The sequence below is a fragment of the Aeoliella mucimassa genome (genome assembly GCF_007748035.1).
Lineage (GTDB): Bacteria > Planctomycetota > Planctomycetia > Pirellulales > Lacipirellulaceae > Aeoliella > Aeoliella mucimassa.
Window position 1 is genome coordinate 5,551,467 of record NZ_CP036278.1, and the last position, 15,510, is coordinate 5,566,976.

A 15,510-nucleotide genomic window follows, 5' to 3' on the forward strand; every position below is an offset into this window, starting at 1 on the left:
CCTCTGCATGCCTGAGAAGGGGCTAGCCCAGCGGCAATGAGCGGAAAAGAAAATAGGCCGCGTAGCGGCTCCAATGGCAGGTGGTCTAGGTTGGGTGGCAAGGGGGTGATAGGTAGAACGCCCCCGCTGCAGGATTGCCAGGGTCCTAACCTAGACCGCCTGCTTTGTTCGATGTTCCCAAGGAAGGGATTAAACCATGAATTACGCTTTGATCCGTTGGCTTGCTGTGGCGGCAATGGTGGTCGACCACGTGACGGCCGTTTACGATGGTTCGATTTGGCTTCGGATGGTCGGACGGGCCGCAATCCCTGGTTTCTTTCTTTTGCTCCTGAATGGCCTCCGCCATACTCGAAGCGCTCCAGATTATTCGCTTCGGCTGTTTTGCTTCGCGGTGATGGCACAACCGTTCTATTATCTCTGCTTCGGTGTCCCTCGCCTGAATATCTTATTTACTCTTTCTCTGGTGGTGACTCTCTCTACGTTTAATTGGCGGTCGTGCCTGGCGTGTTTGCTGACCTTGGCCGTGGGGGAGTTTGCCGTAGGGCATTCCGTCTGCGAAGGGGGAGCGATCGCGGTTGGGGTCTTGCTTGTGGCTTATGCTCATCGCTTGCCGGACGTTCCGGCGGTTGCTGTGGCGTGCATGGCGGTTTATCTCTGGCCGGTTGCGAGCCTTTTAGACTGGTGGTTTATTATCTTTTCGGTAGTGCCCTTGGGCTTCTACTCTTATAGCCATCTGGTTCCACAGATGCCGCGTATCCGCTCGGATTTGTTTTACTGGTTTTATCCGGTGCACTTGGCGGCGTTAGTCGTTGCCGAGTGGTGGAGCCGTTAGCGGTTGTTGGGTCAAGCTCCGATCGTGGTAGCTTTCGTCGAAGATTGCTCTGGTGTTGCCAAGTAGTCGATGCCCGGCACCTGGGTTTTCTTTTTCATAGTGACTGCCCGCCGATCGACGTAGCCACTTAAAGGAACCGGGTCGTATCTGTGCGTCGGCCACCAATCTGGCAAACCTCCGGCGAAGCATCTCGACGGAGTAAGGCCACGGAACCCAATGAACGCGATCAGAGGGAAGGCGTCGGCCGTAATTGAGAGCATCGGCCGAAAGTCGCAAGGTGACAATATTTCCGGTTTTGTTTTGGGTGCAAGTCCAAACGCCATTCTTACTAATGTCCGTGCGGTTGCACGCGAGTAAATCAGCTAGCCGTTGCCCGGTCGAATATCCAAAGTGAATCAAGGCGGGCCAGTAGAGCTTAAAGGGGATACCGTCCGCAGTCGCACCGCGTGCAGTAGTGGCGACTCGTAGCAATGCCCGGATTTCTTCTGCTGTCCATGCGACGGGGTTTCCTTGCTTCCGTCGCACTCTTCGGACGTTTGCACCTAGTCCAGTATTGCCCAGTGCATCATGGGAAACAGCTAGGATGCAAGCCCGGTATCCTCTGACCGTGGTGCCTGATAATCCTAGCTGCTCTAAGTGTACCAGGAATGCCGATAATAGAGTCGGTGATGCGGCCAGAACCTGGGGGCTAACTTCTCGGCTGGCCCATTGTTCGAAGCGGTGGCAACGGGCAAGAATCTGGGAAGCGTAAGCGGGGGAGAGGTGTTCGCGGGTAATGTACGAACGAGCAAGCGAAGTAAGAGAATCCGAAGCGTTCATTCTGCCGAAACTTAGCACGCGGTTTTAGCTTCCGTGCGTGCTGTGAATCCGTTAAGCGGCAAGCCGTAGGTTGCCTAGAGCACTGGTCTTCGGAACCAGGGGTTGCAGGTTCGAGTCCTGCCGGGCGTGCTTTTTTACCTTTCTTTCTAGGGAGGGTGAATGAGCATTCTCGCCCACTGCTATGGGGCAGCGGCCGGAGCTTTCCACCGGTCATTTTCAGAATTGTCCGCTCAGTTGTTGGCTCGTGTCTTTAGCGACGACGTGATTTTAGCTAAACTTGGTTTATGGAAAAGTCGCCTGCGCGGCCCACTTGGCTGAGCAGGTGGTCTCCCTTTCAGGTGGTTGCCTCGTTCCCTTTTCTGCGGCACCTTCGCGTGTCGCGCGTCGAGGAGCATGTGGTTCATGTTCGCGAATCATAATTTCAAAGTAAGCGTGCTGTTAGCGGTTGTGGTGATGTTGCAGGTCGGATTCCCATCGCCTGCGTGTGCACAGCGCGACTTGGCGTTCGATAGCGACTGGCGGTTTGTTCGAGGAGACGTGCAAGGTGCCGATTTGCCGGAGTTCGACGACTCCGCCTGGCGGGTGCTCGACCTGCCGCATGATTGGAGTATCGAAGACCTGCCGCCCCGTGAGACGAACGATGCCGAACTCGACGTCGTGACCGGCGAATGGCGTTTTCATCGCGGTGACGATGCCAACTGGAAGTCGGCGGACCTGGATGACAGCGATTGGCAAACCGTGATGTTGCCGGCCGCTTGGGATCGGCATTCCGACTACACTGATGACAACGTTTATGGCTGGTACCGCCGCACGATCGAAGTGCCCGAGCAAATGCAAGGCAAGCAAGTCACGTTGCTGCTCGGCCGCATCGACGACGTGGATGAAGTGTGGGTGAATGGCACCCGCCTTGGCGGCACCGGTTCGTTCCCACCTAACTATCAAACTGCCTGGGACCGGGAACGCCGGTATCAGGTTCCCACTGGAGTATTGCGTGCCGATGGAACTAATGTGATTGCGGTGCGCGTGTACGATGGCTCCGGCGAAGGGGGCATGTACGCTTCGGGCGTGGAGTCGCGGCGCGTCGGCCCGTTCGATCCGAGTGAGAGTGAGGGACGCGACAAAACTGGCTACGTGGTGGGAGGTGTCGGTTGGTATCGCAAGCACTTCACTATCGATACTTCCGTGGATCGAACCGTATTGCGGTTCGACGCGGTGTACATGAACTCTGACGTATGGATCAATGGCCATCACCTCGGCAATCATCCCTATGGGTACACCAGTTTTGAGTACGAGCTGACTCCCTATCTTCACGAGCCCGGTGTCGACAATGTGATTGCGGTGCGGGTGCGGAACCTTGGGCGGAATAGTCGCTGGTACTCGGGCTCGGGCATCGTTCGCCATGTGTGGTTGACCAGAACTCACAAGCAATACGTGCCAAGCGGCGGGCTCTTCGTCTCCACGCACGACGTGCAACCCGACCAAGCTACCGTGGAGCTGAGCGTCGAGATCCAAAACCGTGCGGAGCAAGCGGAGGCGGCGGTCGTCGATATGCGTTTGACCGACCCGCTTGGGCAAGTGGTCAAGGCCACCCGCCAGCGAGTGAGGTTGCCGGCCAAGGATCGCCAAGTGCTAAAGCAGTCGCTGCAAGTCGCGAGTCCCAAGCTGTGGTCGCTAGACGCCCCGCAGTTGTATCGAGCGGAAGTCTCCATTGAGATCGATGGCGAAACCGTCGACGCGGTCGGCACGACGTTTGGGATACGTAGTGTCGAGATGAATGCCAACGACGGCCTGCTGGTCAATGGAGAGCCAGTGTTGCTCAAAGGTGGTTGTATTCATCACGACAATGGCCCGCTGGGGGCGGCCGCGATCGATCGAGCGGAAGTGCGTAAGGTCGAGCTGCTCAAGGCGAACGGCTACAACGCAATCCGCACCAGCCATGCTCCCCCGGCTCCAGCCATGCTCGCCGCTTGTGACCGGCTTGGCATGCTGGTGATCGACGAAGCGTTCGACCAGTGGAACGAGCAAAAGCTCGACAACGATCAAGACTATCATCGCCACTTCAAAGATTGGTACGCTCGCGATATCGCTTCGATGGTACGTCGCGATCGCAATCATCCGTCTGTGATCATGTGGTCGGTTGGCAATGAGATTCCCGAGCAGTTCCGCGGCGAGGCGACCCAACTCGCCCTGCGCGAGGCGGTGCTGCAGCACGATCGCACTCGGCCAGTCACGCAGGCGATATGCAACGACTGGGGAAAGGTCTACCAGAACTGGGACCAACTGTCGGATATTGCGTTCAAGCATTTGGATGCCGCGGGGTATAACTACTTGCCTCAGGTGTATGAGCGGGATCACGAGCGAGTGCCCGATCGCGTGATCTACGGGGCGGAGTCGTATCCCAAGGATGCCCTGGTTTATTGGGACCTCGTGGAGCAGCATCCATATGTGATTGGTGATTTCGTCTGGACGGCGATCGACTACCTAGGCGAGTCGGGCCTAGCACACTCGGTGCTGAGCAACGAACCGAATCCGTTCTTCATGTCGTGGCCTTGGCACAACGCCTGGTGTGGCGACCTTGATCTCTGCGGATTCAAGAAACCTCAGTCGTACTATCGCGACGTGCTCTGGCGACGCAGCTCGATCGAGTTGGCGGTGCACGCGCCGATGCCAGAGGGCACGCACGAAGTGCTGAGTGGATGGGCCTGGCCGAATGAATACCAAAAGTGGAATTGGGCGGGCTACGAGCAGCAGCCGCTGCAGGTGGCTGTCTATACTCGCTGCTCAGCGGTACGACTCGAGTTGAATGGCCAGGTGATTGGCGAGCAGCAGGTTGCGGCCGACGCGAAACTCACTGCAGTGTTCCAGGTGCCTTATGCACCAGGCACTTTGAAGGCGATTGGGCTGGAGGATGGCAAGGTGATCGCTGAGACCGAACTGGTGACGGCCGGCGAGCCTGTCGCGGTGAAGCTAACAGCCGACCGGGCAACGATCAAGGCAAGTCGCAACGACCTGGCGTACGTCACCGTGGAGCTCGTTGACGCTGACGGAAACCGTGTGCCCGACGCCCAGCAGATGGTGGAGTTCTCGGTGGAAGGAGTTGCCGAGCTGGCCGCGCAGGCCAATGGTGCACCGAACCGGCCCGCAAGCTTTCATGCACCAGTTTGCGAAACCAGGGCCGGGCGATGCCTGGCGATCCTCCGCCCCACGGGAGAGCGGGGCCTAGCGGTGCTGAAGGCCACCGTCGAAGGTTTGGAGCCAGCCGAGATCACCATCGAAATCGGCGAATCGTCCGCGGACACTCAAGCGAGTCGCTAGCGTTTTGTACTAGGCCAAGCCGAATGGAGTTGATTGAGTTTCAGTGAGCGAATCGTGGTGGTTCCATGTTGGCTGGTGATCGACACCGCATCGTCGCCGACGGTCGGGTTGTAATAGCTCGCGTAGAACCGCTCGCCGTCGAACACAAAGGCTTCCACCGACAAGCGATCCACTAACAACCGAAGACGAATCGATCCATCACGCGGTTTCAGATTCTCGAAAGCGACGACCTCTCGGGCGTGGCCTTCACCATCGACTGCTGGCAAATAGAGCTTCTGGCTCGTCGCGTCGTAGCGGACCGTCGCCCGACCGAGATCGAGCACAAGCTCGCTCGAAGCTTCAGGAGCAAAATCGATTTCCAAATCTACCAGGTCGAGTTTCTCGACTTGTTCAAGCAAGTTGTCGCCAGGCGAGAGCGTGACATCCGAAAACTCTAGCGTGGTATCGACGAGCGAGGCGATCTCGGCCACCGGCCAGGCGTGCAGCCGTGGTTGGTTGTTGTGCGTGTGCAGGGTGAGGTCGCACGGGAAGGACATCTGGCCGTTGAAAGGCAGTTGATAAACCCGCTCGGGATTGGGGCCCCCTCGCATCCAACCGATTTGCACCGCCCGCCCGGTGGGGTGGTTGTTGAATGTTTGAGCCGCATAGAAATCGCCACCCCCGGCAACGAATGGGCCCGCTTCGGTGTGAAAGGTCTTGCCATCGAACTGACCAACCTCGTAGTCGAAGCTGGCATCGTATAGCACCACTTTGGTTTTCGCGGGATCTCCGTCGACTGGCAGCGTGATGAGATCCATGCACTCGAAGGCCCAGTCTCGCATCAGATCGGATGCGAACGTCCACTCGGTGAGGTTCGTTGAAGTGAAGAAACGTACGCGTCCTGGATTCTGCTGAACCCAAAGAGCCATTACCCACTTTTGGCTCGGCTCGTGCCAGAACACCTTGGGGTCGCGTTCGCCCGCGTCGAACCCTTGGTTCTCGACCACCGGGCGGCCTTCGTTCCAGTAGGTCCAAGTATGTCCTAAGTCGGTACTGTAGGCCAACGCCTGATAGAAGCGTGGCTCGCAAGCAAACGTAAAGAAGGCGCACATCGTGGGAGTGTCGCCCTGTTGCTTGCCCAGGCTATTGTTGTGGTCGATGATTGCGGTGCCGGAGAAAACGGTGCCCGCTTGCCCATCGATTCGATACGGCAGCAAGGCATGCGGATGTTGGGTCCAGTGAATCATGTCGGGGCTGGTTGCATGTCCCCAAGTCATGTTGCCCCATTCGGTGCTCGCGGGATTGTGCTGGAAGAACAGGTGATACTGCTGTCCATTGAACACCATGCCATTGGGGTCGTTGATCCAGTTGCGACCCGAAGTGAAGTGGAACTGCGGTCGGAGCGGTTCGCTGTAGTTGATGTCGTCGTACAATTCGGCCCGCACTAGTTTCGAGAAAGCAAACGCTTGCGACTCGTCGGCGAGCGGCTCGGCGGAACCGACAAAGGCATCGGCGTTCAGATGTCCCCATTGCCCAGTCGAGTTATCGTAGATCACCAGCTTGGCGCGTCGACCTACCAGGTCACTCACTTCCGCATTGCATCGACGCAGGGTTTCCGAGTCGCACCCGGTGGCGAGTTCGCGTTCGATGTCGCCGCACACCAGTTTCACACCAAGCTTGCCAGGCTGCTTGCCGCCGGAGATCAAGAAGCTGAGGTAAGGCTGTTGGATGACGAACTCAGTCGAGGTAAGCGTGCCGGTGAACTGGTCGCCTCGGGTTTGGCCGGGGGTGCCGGAGTCTTTCGTGTAGGCTTCGTATCCGCCGACCCAATACTCGCCCTCGTGCCAGCTGCTTTCCCGCCCGCGCAGCGATGGGTTATCGCCCTTGGTGGGTTGAACGGCAAAGGCCTCGCCCTCGGGTGTCCAGTTGTGAAGGGTTCCCGATTCGAAGCCGGAGTTCTCGAACAGTGGTTCCTCTGCGTAGCTGGGAGAAAGCGAGAGTAATGCTAGAGAGACGAGCGTTGCGGTGGCAATTGAGAATTTCATGTCGCGAAGAATCATCGATGGAGGGCGGTGCAGTTTGCCAGCATTGGGTAGGTTTAGGCAACCAATTTGTCTGCCTGAGTATACAATGATTCCCTGCGGTAGGAGGTCGATCTCATGGCAGAAACCTGCCAGTTTTCGGGTTGCAGGCGGATTCCATTGGAAGAAGACTGCAGCGAGTGAACCGCTTTTGGTAAGTTGCATGGTGAACCGAGTGGCAAGTATCGGGTCTATCTGAGTGCTGAGAGAGAAGTGGATCTGGCGGTCTCAATTGCTTTGGGGGGGAAATCGGCGTGTCTGCAGAGTTTGTGCATCACCTGTTAGAAGGTCGTCCGCTGTTTGTCGGAGCCCCCACGCCGTGGGACGAGCAGACCAAGCGTGAAGCAAGTGTCGTGCTGGTTCGCTTTGAGGAAGACTATCGTATTTGTTTACCTCAGGATCCTCCGGAATTGGATTTGGACGCAGCCCTATGGGCGGCCGAGTCGTTTCATCATGCCGCTTCGCTGTTGGTGAATCGTGACTATGGCGACGATGTGATCGTCCAGACGCTCGACACCCCCGCCTCCGATCGCACGCAGCCGGAAACGCACTACGCGGTCGACCTGACCATGCGATTCCTGCCCGAACTGTTAAAGCTTGCCAAGACAGCAGCCCCCGAAGATACTCTAGTCGGCCGCCTGATGGCTTGGGCCGCAGCCTGGCCGTTGTCGTCGGTAGGCGTTGCCGGAGTTGGCCCGGTGGATGCGGCGGTGCTGCGAACCCCGCCCATGCTGTTACGTCTCTATGTAGACCGCGTGATTGCAGCAAGCGATGGTTCGCGTCTCGACGATGAGGTGGTCGCCGAAAGTGTGAAGAGTGCTTTGGGCAATTATCCAGAGCTGAGCCCCCGGCTTGCTCAGCAACTCGCTCCGAAACCTGTGACACAAGTAGACTGATGGAAACTGCTGAGAATAGTACGCCCGAATCTGCCGCATCGGAACCGGCCACGCAAGAGCTTGGACATCAATTGCGAGCCGAGGTGCTGGAGCCACTCAAGCAGCAGTTTGTCGGCAAGGACGAAATCATCGACCTGCTGGGCTTATGTTTGGTCGCCCGCGAAAATCTGTTCATGCTCGGCCCTCCCGGTACGGCGAAAAGTGCTCTGGTGCAATCGCTTGCTCGCCAGATCGATGGTCGCGTGTTCGACTACCTGCTTACACGTTTTACCGAGCCGAACGAAGTGTTCGGGCCTTTTGATATTCGCAAGCTGCGTGATGGAGAGCTGGAAACCAATACCACGGGCATGCTGCCCGAAGCCGATTTCGTGTTTATGGACGAATTGCTGAACGCGAATAGTGCGATTCTGAATAGTTTGCTGATGGTGCTTAACGAGCGGATCTTTCGGCGCGGTCGCGAGACTCGTCCGTTGCCGACGCTGATGGTGGTTGGTGCGAGCAATCACTTGCCGGAAGACGAAGCGCTGAACGCGCTGTTCGACCGCTTCTTGATTCGGGTAAGCTGCAACAACGTGCCCGACGAGCATCTCGACGAAGTGCTCTCCGCAGGATGGCAGATGGATAGTCATCGGCAAACGCATCGGGCCAACATCACTGCCGACGATTTGCGCCGCTTGCAGTTGCTAGTACCGCAAGTGAACTTCGACCAGGTGCGCCCAAAGTACGTGCAGTTAGTCGTGAAGTTGCGTAATGCAGGCGTGCAAATTTCGGATCGGCGTGCGGTGAAACTGCAGCGTCTGATTGCCGCGAGTGCGTTGTTGTGTGGACGGCTCGAGGCAAATCAAACCGATATGTGGGTGTTGCGTTACATCTGGGATACCGAGGACGAGCAAGAGCTGCTGGCGTCGCTCGTCGCCCAGGCGCTTAAGTCGTCGACCGAAGAAGAGCGGGCGGTGGGGCATCCTCGTTCGCTGGTGTCCGAGGCACCCGACCCCGAGCAATTGGAAGCCGATTTGGCGAATGCTGCCAGCTTGCTTGCCGAAGCCGCCGAGAGCGAACGTAGCGTGTTGCGAGATCGCCTGACGCTTTTGACCGCGCGCTGCCAATGGGTGGTGGACTCGCAGCAGCGTACCTTTCTCGAGAACAAGGCCAACGACCTATGGCGCAGCTTGGACGCACCGAAGTGATGCCAGGCTGGTACGCCTGTTTGCCGACCAAGGGGGCCATTCACTTGAGCCCGTTGTGTCATCACTCGCGTGTCGAGGTGTTGGCCGACGACGCTACTTGTTGCTGGGTCCGAGGTGCCGAACTCGACCCACCCGTTGAACAGGTGTTGCGGTCGATTCTCGGTTGCCGGATGTTCCGAGCATTGCCGGACGGGCAGTTAGTACCGCTAGGGAAATCGGTGCCTCAGGGCTACGCCCCTGAAGGGGCATGGACCCCGCTGAGTCGCTGGCTAACGGTGGAACTCCCCACGCGACGATTTGCTGCAAAGGTGCCTGGGCGTGTTAATATCCAGTTGGTGCGCTGCGAGCAGATGCAGCCCGCTGCGCTGGTATGTGTCTCGCGTCGCGAGTGGCTCAACTACGTAGTCACCGCCCCGCAGGTTCGACTCGATCGATTGCAATTCGCGACCAGTAGTGATTCGACGTTGATTGCCGGGCATCCGCTTCCTCCACTGAATGGGACTTACTATTGGGTCCGTGTAGGCGTCGCCGCCCCGGTTGGCTATCACTGGTCGCCTGCGGTGGATGCCGAAGTGCTCAGCCTCGTGCTGCAACTAAAGTCTGACGACATCGCTTTGTTGCAGCCCAATGGAAGTTGCAGCGTGGTAAAGAGTGATGAGTTCGTGCGAGCCTCACGCTCCGCAGTGCGTTTGACAGAGGGAGTCGACGATGCACGAGCGTGAGCTAGCCATCCGCGAATACTACTCCCCAACGACCGACTCTTTCTGGAGTTGGCAGGACGACGGAGAAACCATTGCCTGGAGCGATGGTCGATTGATTGTATTCGGCGAAGAACTGAGCCACGTGCTCAAGCAGTTGGCCCCCCAGGGATTGCCGCGGTTGGGGTCGCTATTGTTGTTGATGGCTGCTACTCGTAAGAACTGGGCGGTCGACGGAAGCGAAGTTGGGCTGTTGGCTGGCATTCTCTCCACGATCAAGGATGCTGAGTATGGGCAGGTCGATCGATCCGAAGCGTTGTTGCTCCCCACTCCGCCTTCGGTTGAAACCAAAGGGGCGTCTGGTGCTGACAGCTCTCACGTTGCTTTGCTCGAACGCGTGATGTCGGGACTTCACAAGGTGCGGGCACTGGATGGCTCGCTGCGGACGTCGCTCAAAGCCAAGTCGGCGTTAGCCTCGATCGTGTTCCAGGGAGTCGCTCCAGTCGTTGAGCCCAAGGATGCAGTACCAGTGGCCGATGCAATTCGTCCTGGTTTGCAGTCGCTACTAGCCGGAGAGAATGATACCGTGGCGACTGGCTTCGGTCCGTTCTTGCTGCTACAAGATCTGGCCGCGGTGGCTCCTGGGCTCGAGCGAATCACGCCCGAGGCGGTTCGCGTGTGGATGGAAACGGGACTCCAAGAGATTCCCGAGCCAGCTCCTCTCGACGAGGTGGTCGAAGAGGAACCACCCGAAACCAGAGAGGCGGCCCGGCGGGTGATCGAGGAGCTGCTCGACTCGCCCGAACATGCCGGCATGGCGAAGCTCGCCAAGCAGTTGCTGGCAACGATCACGCTGCCGAGAAAGCTAACCGAGTCCAATGAACACGAGATGGGGGGGTACTCCGATATCACCAACCGCGGCACACCCGATCGGTTGTTGCTTAGCGAGTTAGCGCAGGATGGTCTGACATTGGCGGTGCGCGTGGCTATGAACGAGGCGATGTATTTGCATCGCGAAACGCCGCCGAGCGTTCCGAATATTCGCCGAGAGTTGCTGATAGATGTCGGAGTGCAGTCGTGGGGACTTCCGCGCGTGTTTGCTACCTCGGTGGCACTCGCCCTGGCCGCCAGCACACCTGCTGGGGCAACGTTTGCAGCCAGTCGAGGAAGTGGGCCGCTGCTCGAACCGGTGGATCTCTGCACCAAGGAAGGGCTACTGGCCCATTTGGTCTCGCTCGAAGCCGATCCGCATCTTGCCGAAGCCTTGCCGAGCTTTGCTTCGCAAATCGAGCAAGCAGAAGAAGCAGTCGAAGCCATGGTAGTCATGACCGCCGAGGCGTACGCCGAGCCAGCGGTGATCGACGAGCTGCGTCGCTTGAAAGCCGATCGGCTCTACATTGCGACGGTCGATCGCCAGGGGACGTTCCGACTCAGCGAGCGTCGCGACCGTGGAGAGAAGATTCTCCGTCAGGCTCAACTGCAGCTAGATCAGCTCGTGACTAACCCTAGCAGTCTGAGAGTATCGAGAAGTCTCGACAGCCTGCCAGCCATTTTCCGCTGTAAACCATTTCCCCTTCGGTTGCCTTGCGCTGTGGACGGGAACAATAGTTGGTCGGTTCGGAATTGGGGGGCACTGTCCGTGACCGGCGATGGGCGGCTGCTTCAGTGGACCAATCGGAGTCGCGGCCCCAGGCAATTGACCGATCGGCTGCCCAAAGGAAAGCTCTGGTGGTCGTCGCCCGACATCTCGCTGAGTGGACGCACCCATTTCATCTACGGCACGAGTCAGAAACCAATCTATTACGAACTCGACATCCCGCATGGTGACCTGCAGGGAATCGCTCTGCAGTGTTCCGATTCCTCCGGGTTCACCATGCACAACGGTGTGCTATTCAGCATTCGGTCGCACTACATCACTGGGCTGAACGTCGCCACAGGGGAGCCAACGCATCACTTGATGCTTCCCTCGGACATTCGGTGGATTGGTGGCCTATTCTTCGTGAATACTCGTACCAATGCGTGGCTAGCATTGTCGTTCAATGGAACATCGCTGTCGGTCGAACCACTTCCCGCGTTTGGGGTCGTGAACGATCCGGTCGTCTTTGTGTGGGAGGCATTGGGGTTTGACGAGCCGCTAGCAATCACCCGCCGCGGTAACCTGGTTGCGTCGGAAGGGGATCGCAGTAAGTTGCCGAAGATCTCGTTGCCGTTTGAGATCGACCACGTGAAGAATGTTAGTTCCGATGGAACGCGTTTGATACTGGTTGGCAGTTCTAGAAACCGCGAGAAACGCTATCTCAAGCTCAACCTGCGACCGGAGTGTACTCAGGTTTATGGCCAATTGCTCGACGACCGCATCACTCGGGTCGCGTCGCCTGCCAGCTTGCGTCGACGTTTCCGCTCGGTCGGTGTCACTCAAGATCGATTGTTGGCTCTCCGCAGTAGTAAGAGCATTGTGGTGATTGACAAGAAGAATGGTCAGCCAGTGCTGCATCAAATCTCCGCCAGTACGCGATTGTTCGAGGAACAGGAGTTTGTTGACATCAGCGACGTAGACCATCTGCGGTATTCGCTACGCATTGCACGCCTTGGGGTAAGGTTTTCTGTAGTACTCGATTCGCGAGGCCTCCTGCATTTGATGCCGGATTCGCAGCAGGAACAAGAAGTGACCATTGTGCTTGCCGAAGGGGAACTCACTGGTTGGCGAGACGACGCAGTGGTGTTTGGGCGCGATTATTATCTTCCGGAAGGTGTCGAGGGGCATGAGCCTCGCCTCGCGTCGGTAAGGCAAGTCTTTAAAGAGTCGATTGAATTACTATTGAGGGGGCTAGATGGCATCGATTGAACTTACCATCCGCCCTCGCGCGACAGCTCCCCTCGCAACCGAAGCCTGGTACCTGCCAGGCCACGATGTTGGTGCCTGGTTAGCTGAAATCGCTGCCTGGCCAGTGGAGCACCTGGCGATTCGCTTGATTCTGATTCGTGCGATGGAGGAAGATCGCATCGCTGGCGTTGTTGCGATTCCCCCTCGGGCCAACTTCGTGCCGAGCGGATGGTGCGTTCCACTTGGTCGACTCGCTCCTCAGCTCTACTTGCCGATCGATGCGGAATTATTCCCGCTTGTCAGTCGAAAAGAGTTGGCGGACCTTTGCAATGGAGATTATGTCTACGTGTGGATTCCAGGTTGTGGACTGACCGCTGCAGAGCCGGAAGAGATTGTGTCGATCGATGAACTCGTAGCGGCCCCAAGCGATGATGGCCTTCGCTGGAGTCAAGCGGTCGAAGGCATTGCGTTCCCTTACCGACTCTCAGGCATCTTTCCTCGCGAAACTCCCACGCTCGAAGAGATGCTTGATCAAGGTCGCGACGATATAGGCGAGCAAGCAGGGGACTTAACCAAGCTGCCAAAGGCTCCCAATGAGCCTCTATCGGGCATGGCAGGCGCGGCGATGCGGGCCGCCATGCTGGGAGCTGCGATCCCAGTGCTCGGCGTTGGTAAGATGCTCTCGTCGCTTGGCAACATGCTCTCCGCTGGCGGCAGTCGTCAAGCTGGCGGAAGGGCAGGGGGGGCTGGCGGACGTTCGCCTTTCGAAGGGCTTGGCAAGTTTGCCAATGACCTCATGGGGCGAGTGAGCAAGACGCTCGAAGCTCAGCGAAATAAAGAAATAGGTCGTTTGCTGCACATGCTTGAGAACGATCCCGATCAAGGGTTGAAGTACGCGCTTCCCCTGGGGCTTGGCAGCGGTAACGCTCACCGAGGGCGAGCACCTGCCGGGGGAAGTTTGGGGGCGCGAAACGTCGACTTCAGTCTCGGCGGCCTGCGTGGCGGTGGACCCGCCGACTTTTGGGATATGTCGGCTGAGCACCGAGCACAGTTGCTGCAGAAGTACCGCGAACTCGCCGCACGCGAGAGTCGCCTGGGACGCTATCGTCGGGCGGCTTACATCTACGCAGAACTACTGGGCGATTTACGTTCGGCTGCTTCGTCGCTAGAGCAAGGCAGGCATTTCCGCGAAGCAGCTGTACTCTATCGCGAAAGGCTTCACGATGCAGCCGCTGCTGCGACATGCTTGGAACGGGGCGAGCTTTGGTACGAGGCCATCGAAGCCTACCGCGAATTGGGGGACCACGAGAAAGTGGGCGACTTGTTTCGTTTCATCGAACAGCATGAAGAAGCCGACGAAGCCTACCATCTTGCGGCTGACCAAGCACTTGCTCAGAAGAACTTGCTGCTGGCAGCCCGCATCTACGACGAGAAACTGCGAGACCCACGATTGGCCGTGCAGACATTGGATTCAGGATGGCCCGAGGCCTCGCAGGCCCGGCAATGTGTGGTTGCTAGTTTCAGCCTTCGTGGTCGCGTGGGCTGGCACGAGGAAGCCATCGAGCGGGCAAATTACTTGAAGGAAACCTCGGCAGAGAGCTACCGACTTGCCGACGTGGCCGAACTGCTCGCCCAGGTGTTCGAGACCTATCCGGAAGCAGCGGTGCAAGAACACTCCCGCAAGTGCTCGAGTCAACTGGTCGTAGCACGTATGCGAAATGCGGTACCAGCGGAAGCAAGAAAGCTGGTCGATGTGCTCGCCCGCCTGGCTCCTGAGGATCGTTTGATTACTCGTGATGGATTGCGTTTTCTTCATCGCGATCCTGCTCCGGTCACCCCCACACCGATCGCCACACGGCGTCCACCGGACGGGCGTTTGGAGTTGGTAAAGCAATTTGATTTGGGACTTCCGGCAGTCTGGAAGTCGGCCGTGGCCCTAGACCGTCAATACGTGGTCGCCGGACGAACCAATAATCGAGCCGTTTTCGCGAGGTTCGATGTTGAAGGAATCGTCGAGAAGACGCAAGAAGTGTGGAAACGCTCGCTATTTCCCGAGTGGTCGACCCTCTGGTTACTCGGCACGCAATCGCCGTTGCAGTTTCACGCGTTGGGGGAAGAGCGTCTGCCAGTGACGACGTTGTTTGAAGCGACAAGCGATATGCCGAGTCAGGTGCGAGCAGGCACTCCGCGTGGACTGGGTAACGTGCTGGGCACGGCACTTGGAAAAACGGGGCACACCTGGGCGATCGAGAATCGCGACGATCCATCGCTGATTTGCGTCGATGTCACCGGGCATGTGATTCACACGCAGTCGGTTCTCAGTATGGGGAATGTCCCCTGGAGCGAGGTCTCGTTGCCAGTGCCAATGCACGTTGCTGGAGATCACGTAGTGATGGCGGTCGGCAAACAACTATTCAGTCTGCAGCAAGGGCACGGCGAACTGCTCCACGTACTTCCAGAGCCTGTACAGACTCTATCGGGAGGTGCGCCCTACGCAGCTCCCATGATGGTTGCGACGACCGAATCGAACGTTTATCTCACTCGCCTAGGGATGGATGGGTACCTAAGGCCGGTATGTTACGACATGAACAATCCGAAAGCACTACTCAGCCTGGGAGGGTTTTTGATTGCCGCCGACGCATCGAAGATTGAGATGCATGAGCTGAAGGGACTGAAGTCACGCGATCGACGTCATCGCAAAACGCTGGAAACGAATAACCCGATCGGGACGCCGATCGCCATACTGCCTGGAGAGCAAACGGACCAGTTTGTCCTTGTTTCCGCAACGGGAAAGATCGCATTATACCGAGTCGATGTTTGACACTATGTAACATCCCCCTTATACTGCGGCGGAAGTCAAACGTACACTACAGTCGGTG

8 protein-coding genes and 1 tRNA gene are annotated in these 15,510 nt (G+C 57.9%); 8 read left to right on the forward strand and 1 reads right to left on the reverse strand.

All coding sequences use genetic code 11. From position 1 onward, the window contains the following. Positions 1 to 196 precede the first annotated feature (196 nt). The 3 genes from Pan181_RS21835 to Pan181_RS21845 all read left to right on the forward strand — a co-directional run bounded on the left by Pan181_RS21835 (position 197) and on the right by Pan181_RS21845 (position 4,966). Positions 197 to 832: a TraX family protein gene (locus tag Pan181_RS21835; RefSeq protein ID WP_145250134.1), complete on the forward strand. Its 636-nt coding sequence runs from the start codon at positions 197 to 199 to the stop codon at positions 830 to 832. A gap of 877 nt (positions 833 to 1,709) precedes the next feature. After that, positions 1,710 to 1,782, forward strand: a tRNA-Ser gene (locus tag Pan181_RS21840). A gap of 271 nt (positions 1,783 to 2,053) precedes the next feature. Beyond that, entirely contained in the window at positions 2,054 to 4,966 is a 2,913-nt protein-coding gene (locus Pan181_RS21845; protein ID WP_197528581.1) for a glycoside hydrolase family 2 TIM barrel-domain containing protein, read from the forward strand. Here the strand turns inward: Pan181_RS21845 and Pan181_RS21850 are convergent. Further along, positions 4,963 to 6,990 (reverse strand): glycoside hydrolase family 32 protein, encoded by a 2,028-nt coding sequence (locus tag Pan181_RS21850; protein ID WP_197528582.1) that lies wholly within the window; start codon positions 6,988 to 6,990, stop codon positions 4,963 to 4,965. The two genes, Pan181_RS21845 and Pan181_RS21850, sit on opposite strands and share 4 nt — an antisense overlap. A 290-nt stretch (positions 6,991 to 7,280) precedes the next feature. Between Pan181_RS21850 and Pan181_RS21855 the strand changes: the two genes are divergently transcribed. The 5 genes from Pan181_RS21855 to Pan181_RS21875 are packed head-to-tail and all read left to right on the forward strand — an operon-like array spanning position 7,281 to position 15,452. Next, positions 7,281 to 7,922, forward strand: a complete 642-nt coding sequence (locus Pan181_RS21855; RefSeq protein ID WP_145250142.1) for a hypothetical protein — start codon at positions 7,281 to 7,283, stop codon at positions 7,920 to 7,922. Beyond that, positions 7,922 to 9,109 carry an AAA family ATPase gene (locus Pan181_RS21860; RefSeq protein ID WP_145250145.1) on the forward strand — a complete coding sequence of 396 codons (1,188 nt, stop codon included), beginning with the start codon at positions 7,922 to 7,924 and terminating at the stop codon, positions 9,107 to 9,109. Before Pan181_RS21855 ends, Pan181_RS21860 begins: the two co-directional genes overlap by 1 nt. After that, positions 9,082 to 9,831, forward strand: a complete 750-nt coding sequence (locus Pan181_RS21865) for a hypothetical protein (protein ID WP_145250148.1) — start codon at positions 9,082 to 9,084, stop codon at positions 9,829 to 9,831. Before Pan181_RS21860 ends, Pan181_RS21865 begins: the two co-directional genes overlap by 28 nt. After that, on the forward strand, positions 9,818 to 12,652 hold the full coding sequence (locus Pan181_RS21870; protein ID WP_145250150.1) for a hypothetical protein: 2,835 nt from the start codon (positions 9,818 to 9,820) through the stop codon (positions 12,650 to 12,652). Before Pan181_RS21865 ends, Pan181_RS21870 begins: the two co-directional genes overlap by 14 nt. After that, positions 12,639 to 15,452 carry a hypothetical protein gene (locus tag Pan181_RS21875; RefSeq protein WP_145250153.1) on the forward strand — a complete coding sequence of 938 codons (2,814 nt, stop codon included), beginning with the start codon at positions 12,639 to 12,641 and terminating at the stop codon, positions 15,450 to 15,452. The genes Pan181_RS21870 and Pan181_RS21875 overlap by 14 nt, the downstream gene beginning before the upstream one ends. The last annotated feature ends 58 nt before the right edge of the window (positions 15,453 to 15,510 follow it).

Excerpts from the sequence above, each read along its gene's own strand:
- Pan181_RS21870 (WP_145250150.1), top strand. The coding sequence starts at position 9,818 with ATGCACGAGCGTGAGCTAGCCATCCGCGAATACTACTCCCCAACGACC.
- Pan181_RS21835 (WP_145250134.1), top strand. The coding sequence starts at position 197 with ATGAATTACGCTTTGATCCGTTGGCTTGCTGTGGCGGCAATGGTGGTC.
- Pan181_RS21845 (WP_197528581.1), top strand. The coding sequence starts at position 2,054 with ATGTTCGCGAATCATAATTTCAAAGTAAGCGTGCTGTTAGCGGTTGTG.
- Pan181_RS21860 (WP_145250145.1), top strand. The coding sequence starts at position 7,922 with ATGGAAACTGCTGAGAATAGTACGCCCGAATCTGCCGCATCGGAACCG.
- Pan181_RS21865 (WP_145250148.1), top strand. The coding sequence starts at position 9,082 with ATGGCGCAGCTTGGACGCACCGAAGTGATGCCAGGCTGGTACGCCTGT.
- Pan181_RS21850 (WP_197528582.1), bottom strand. The coding sequence starts at position 6,990 with ATGAAATTCTCAATTGCCACCGCAACGCTCGTCTCTCTAGCATTACTC.
- Pan181_RS21875 (WP_145250153.1), top strand. The coding sequence starts at position 12,639 with ATGGCATCGATTGAACTTACCATCCGCCCTCGCGCGACAGCTCCCCTC.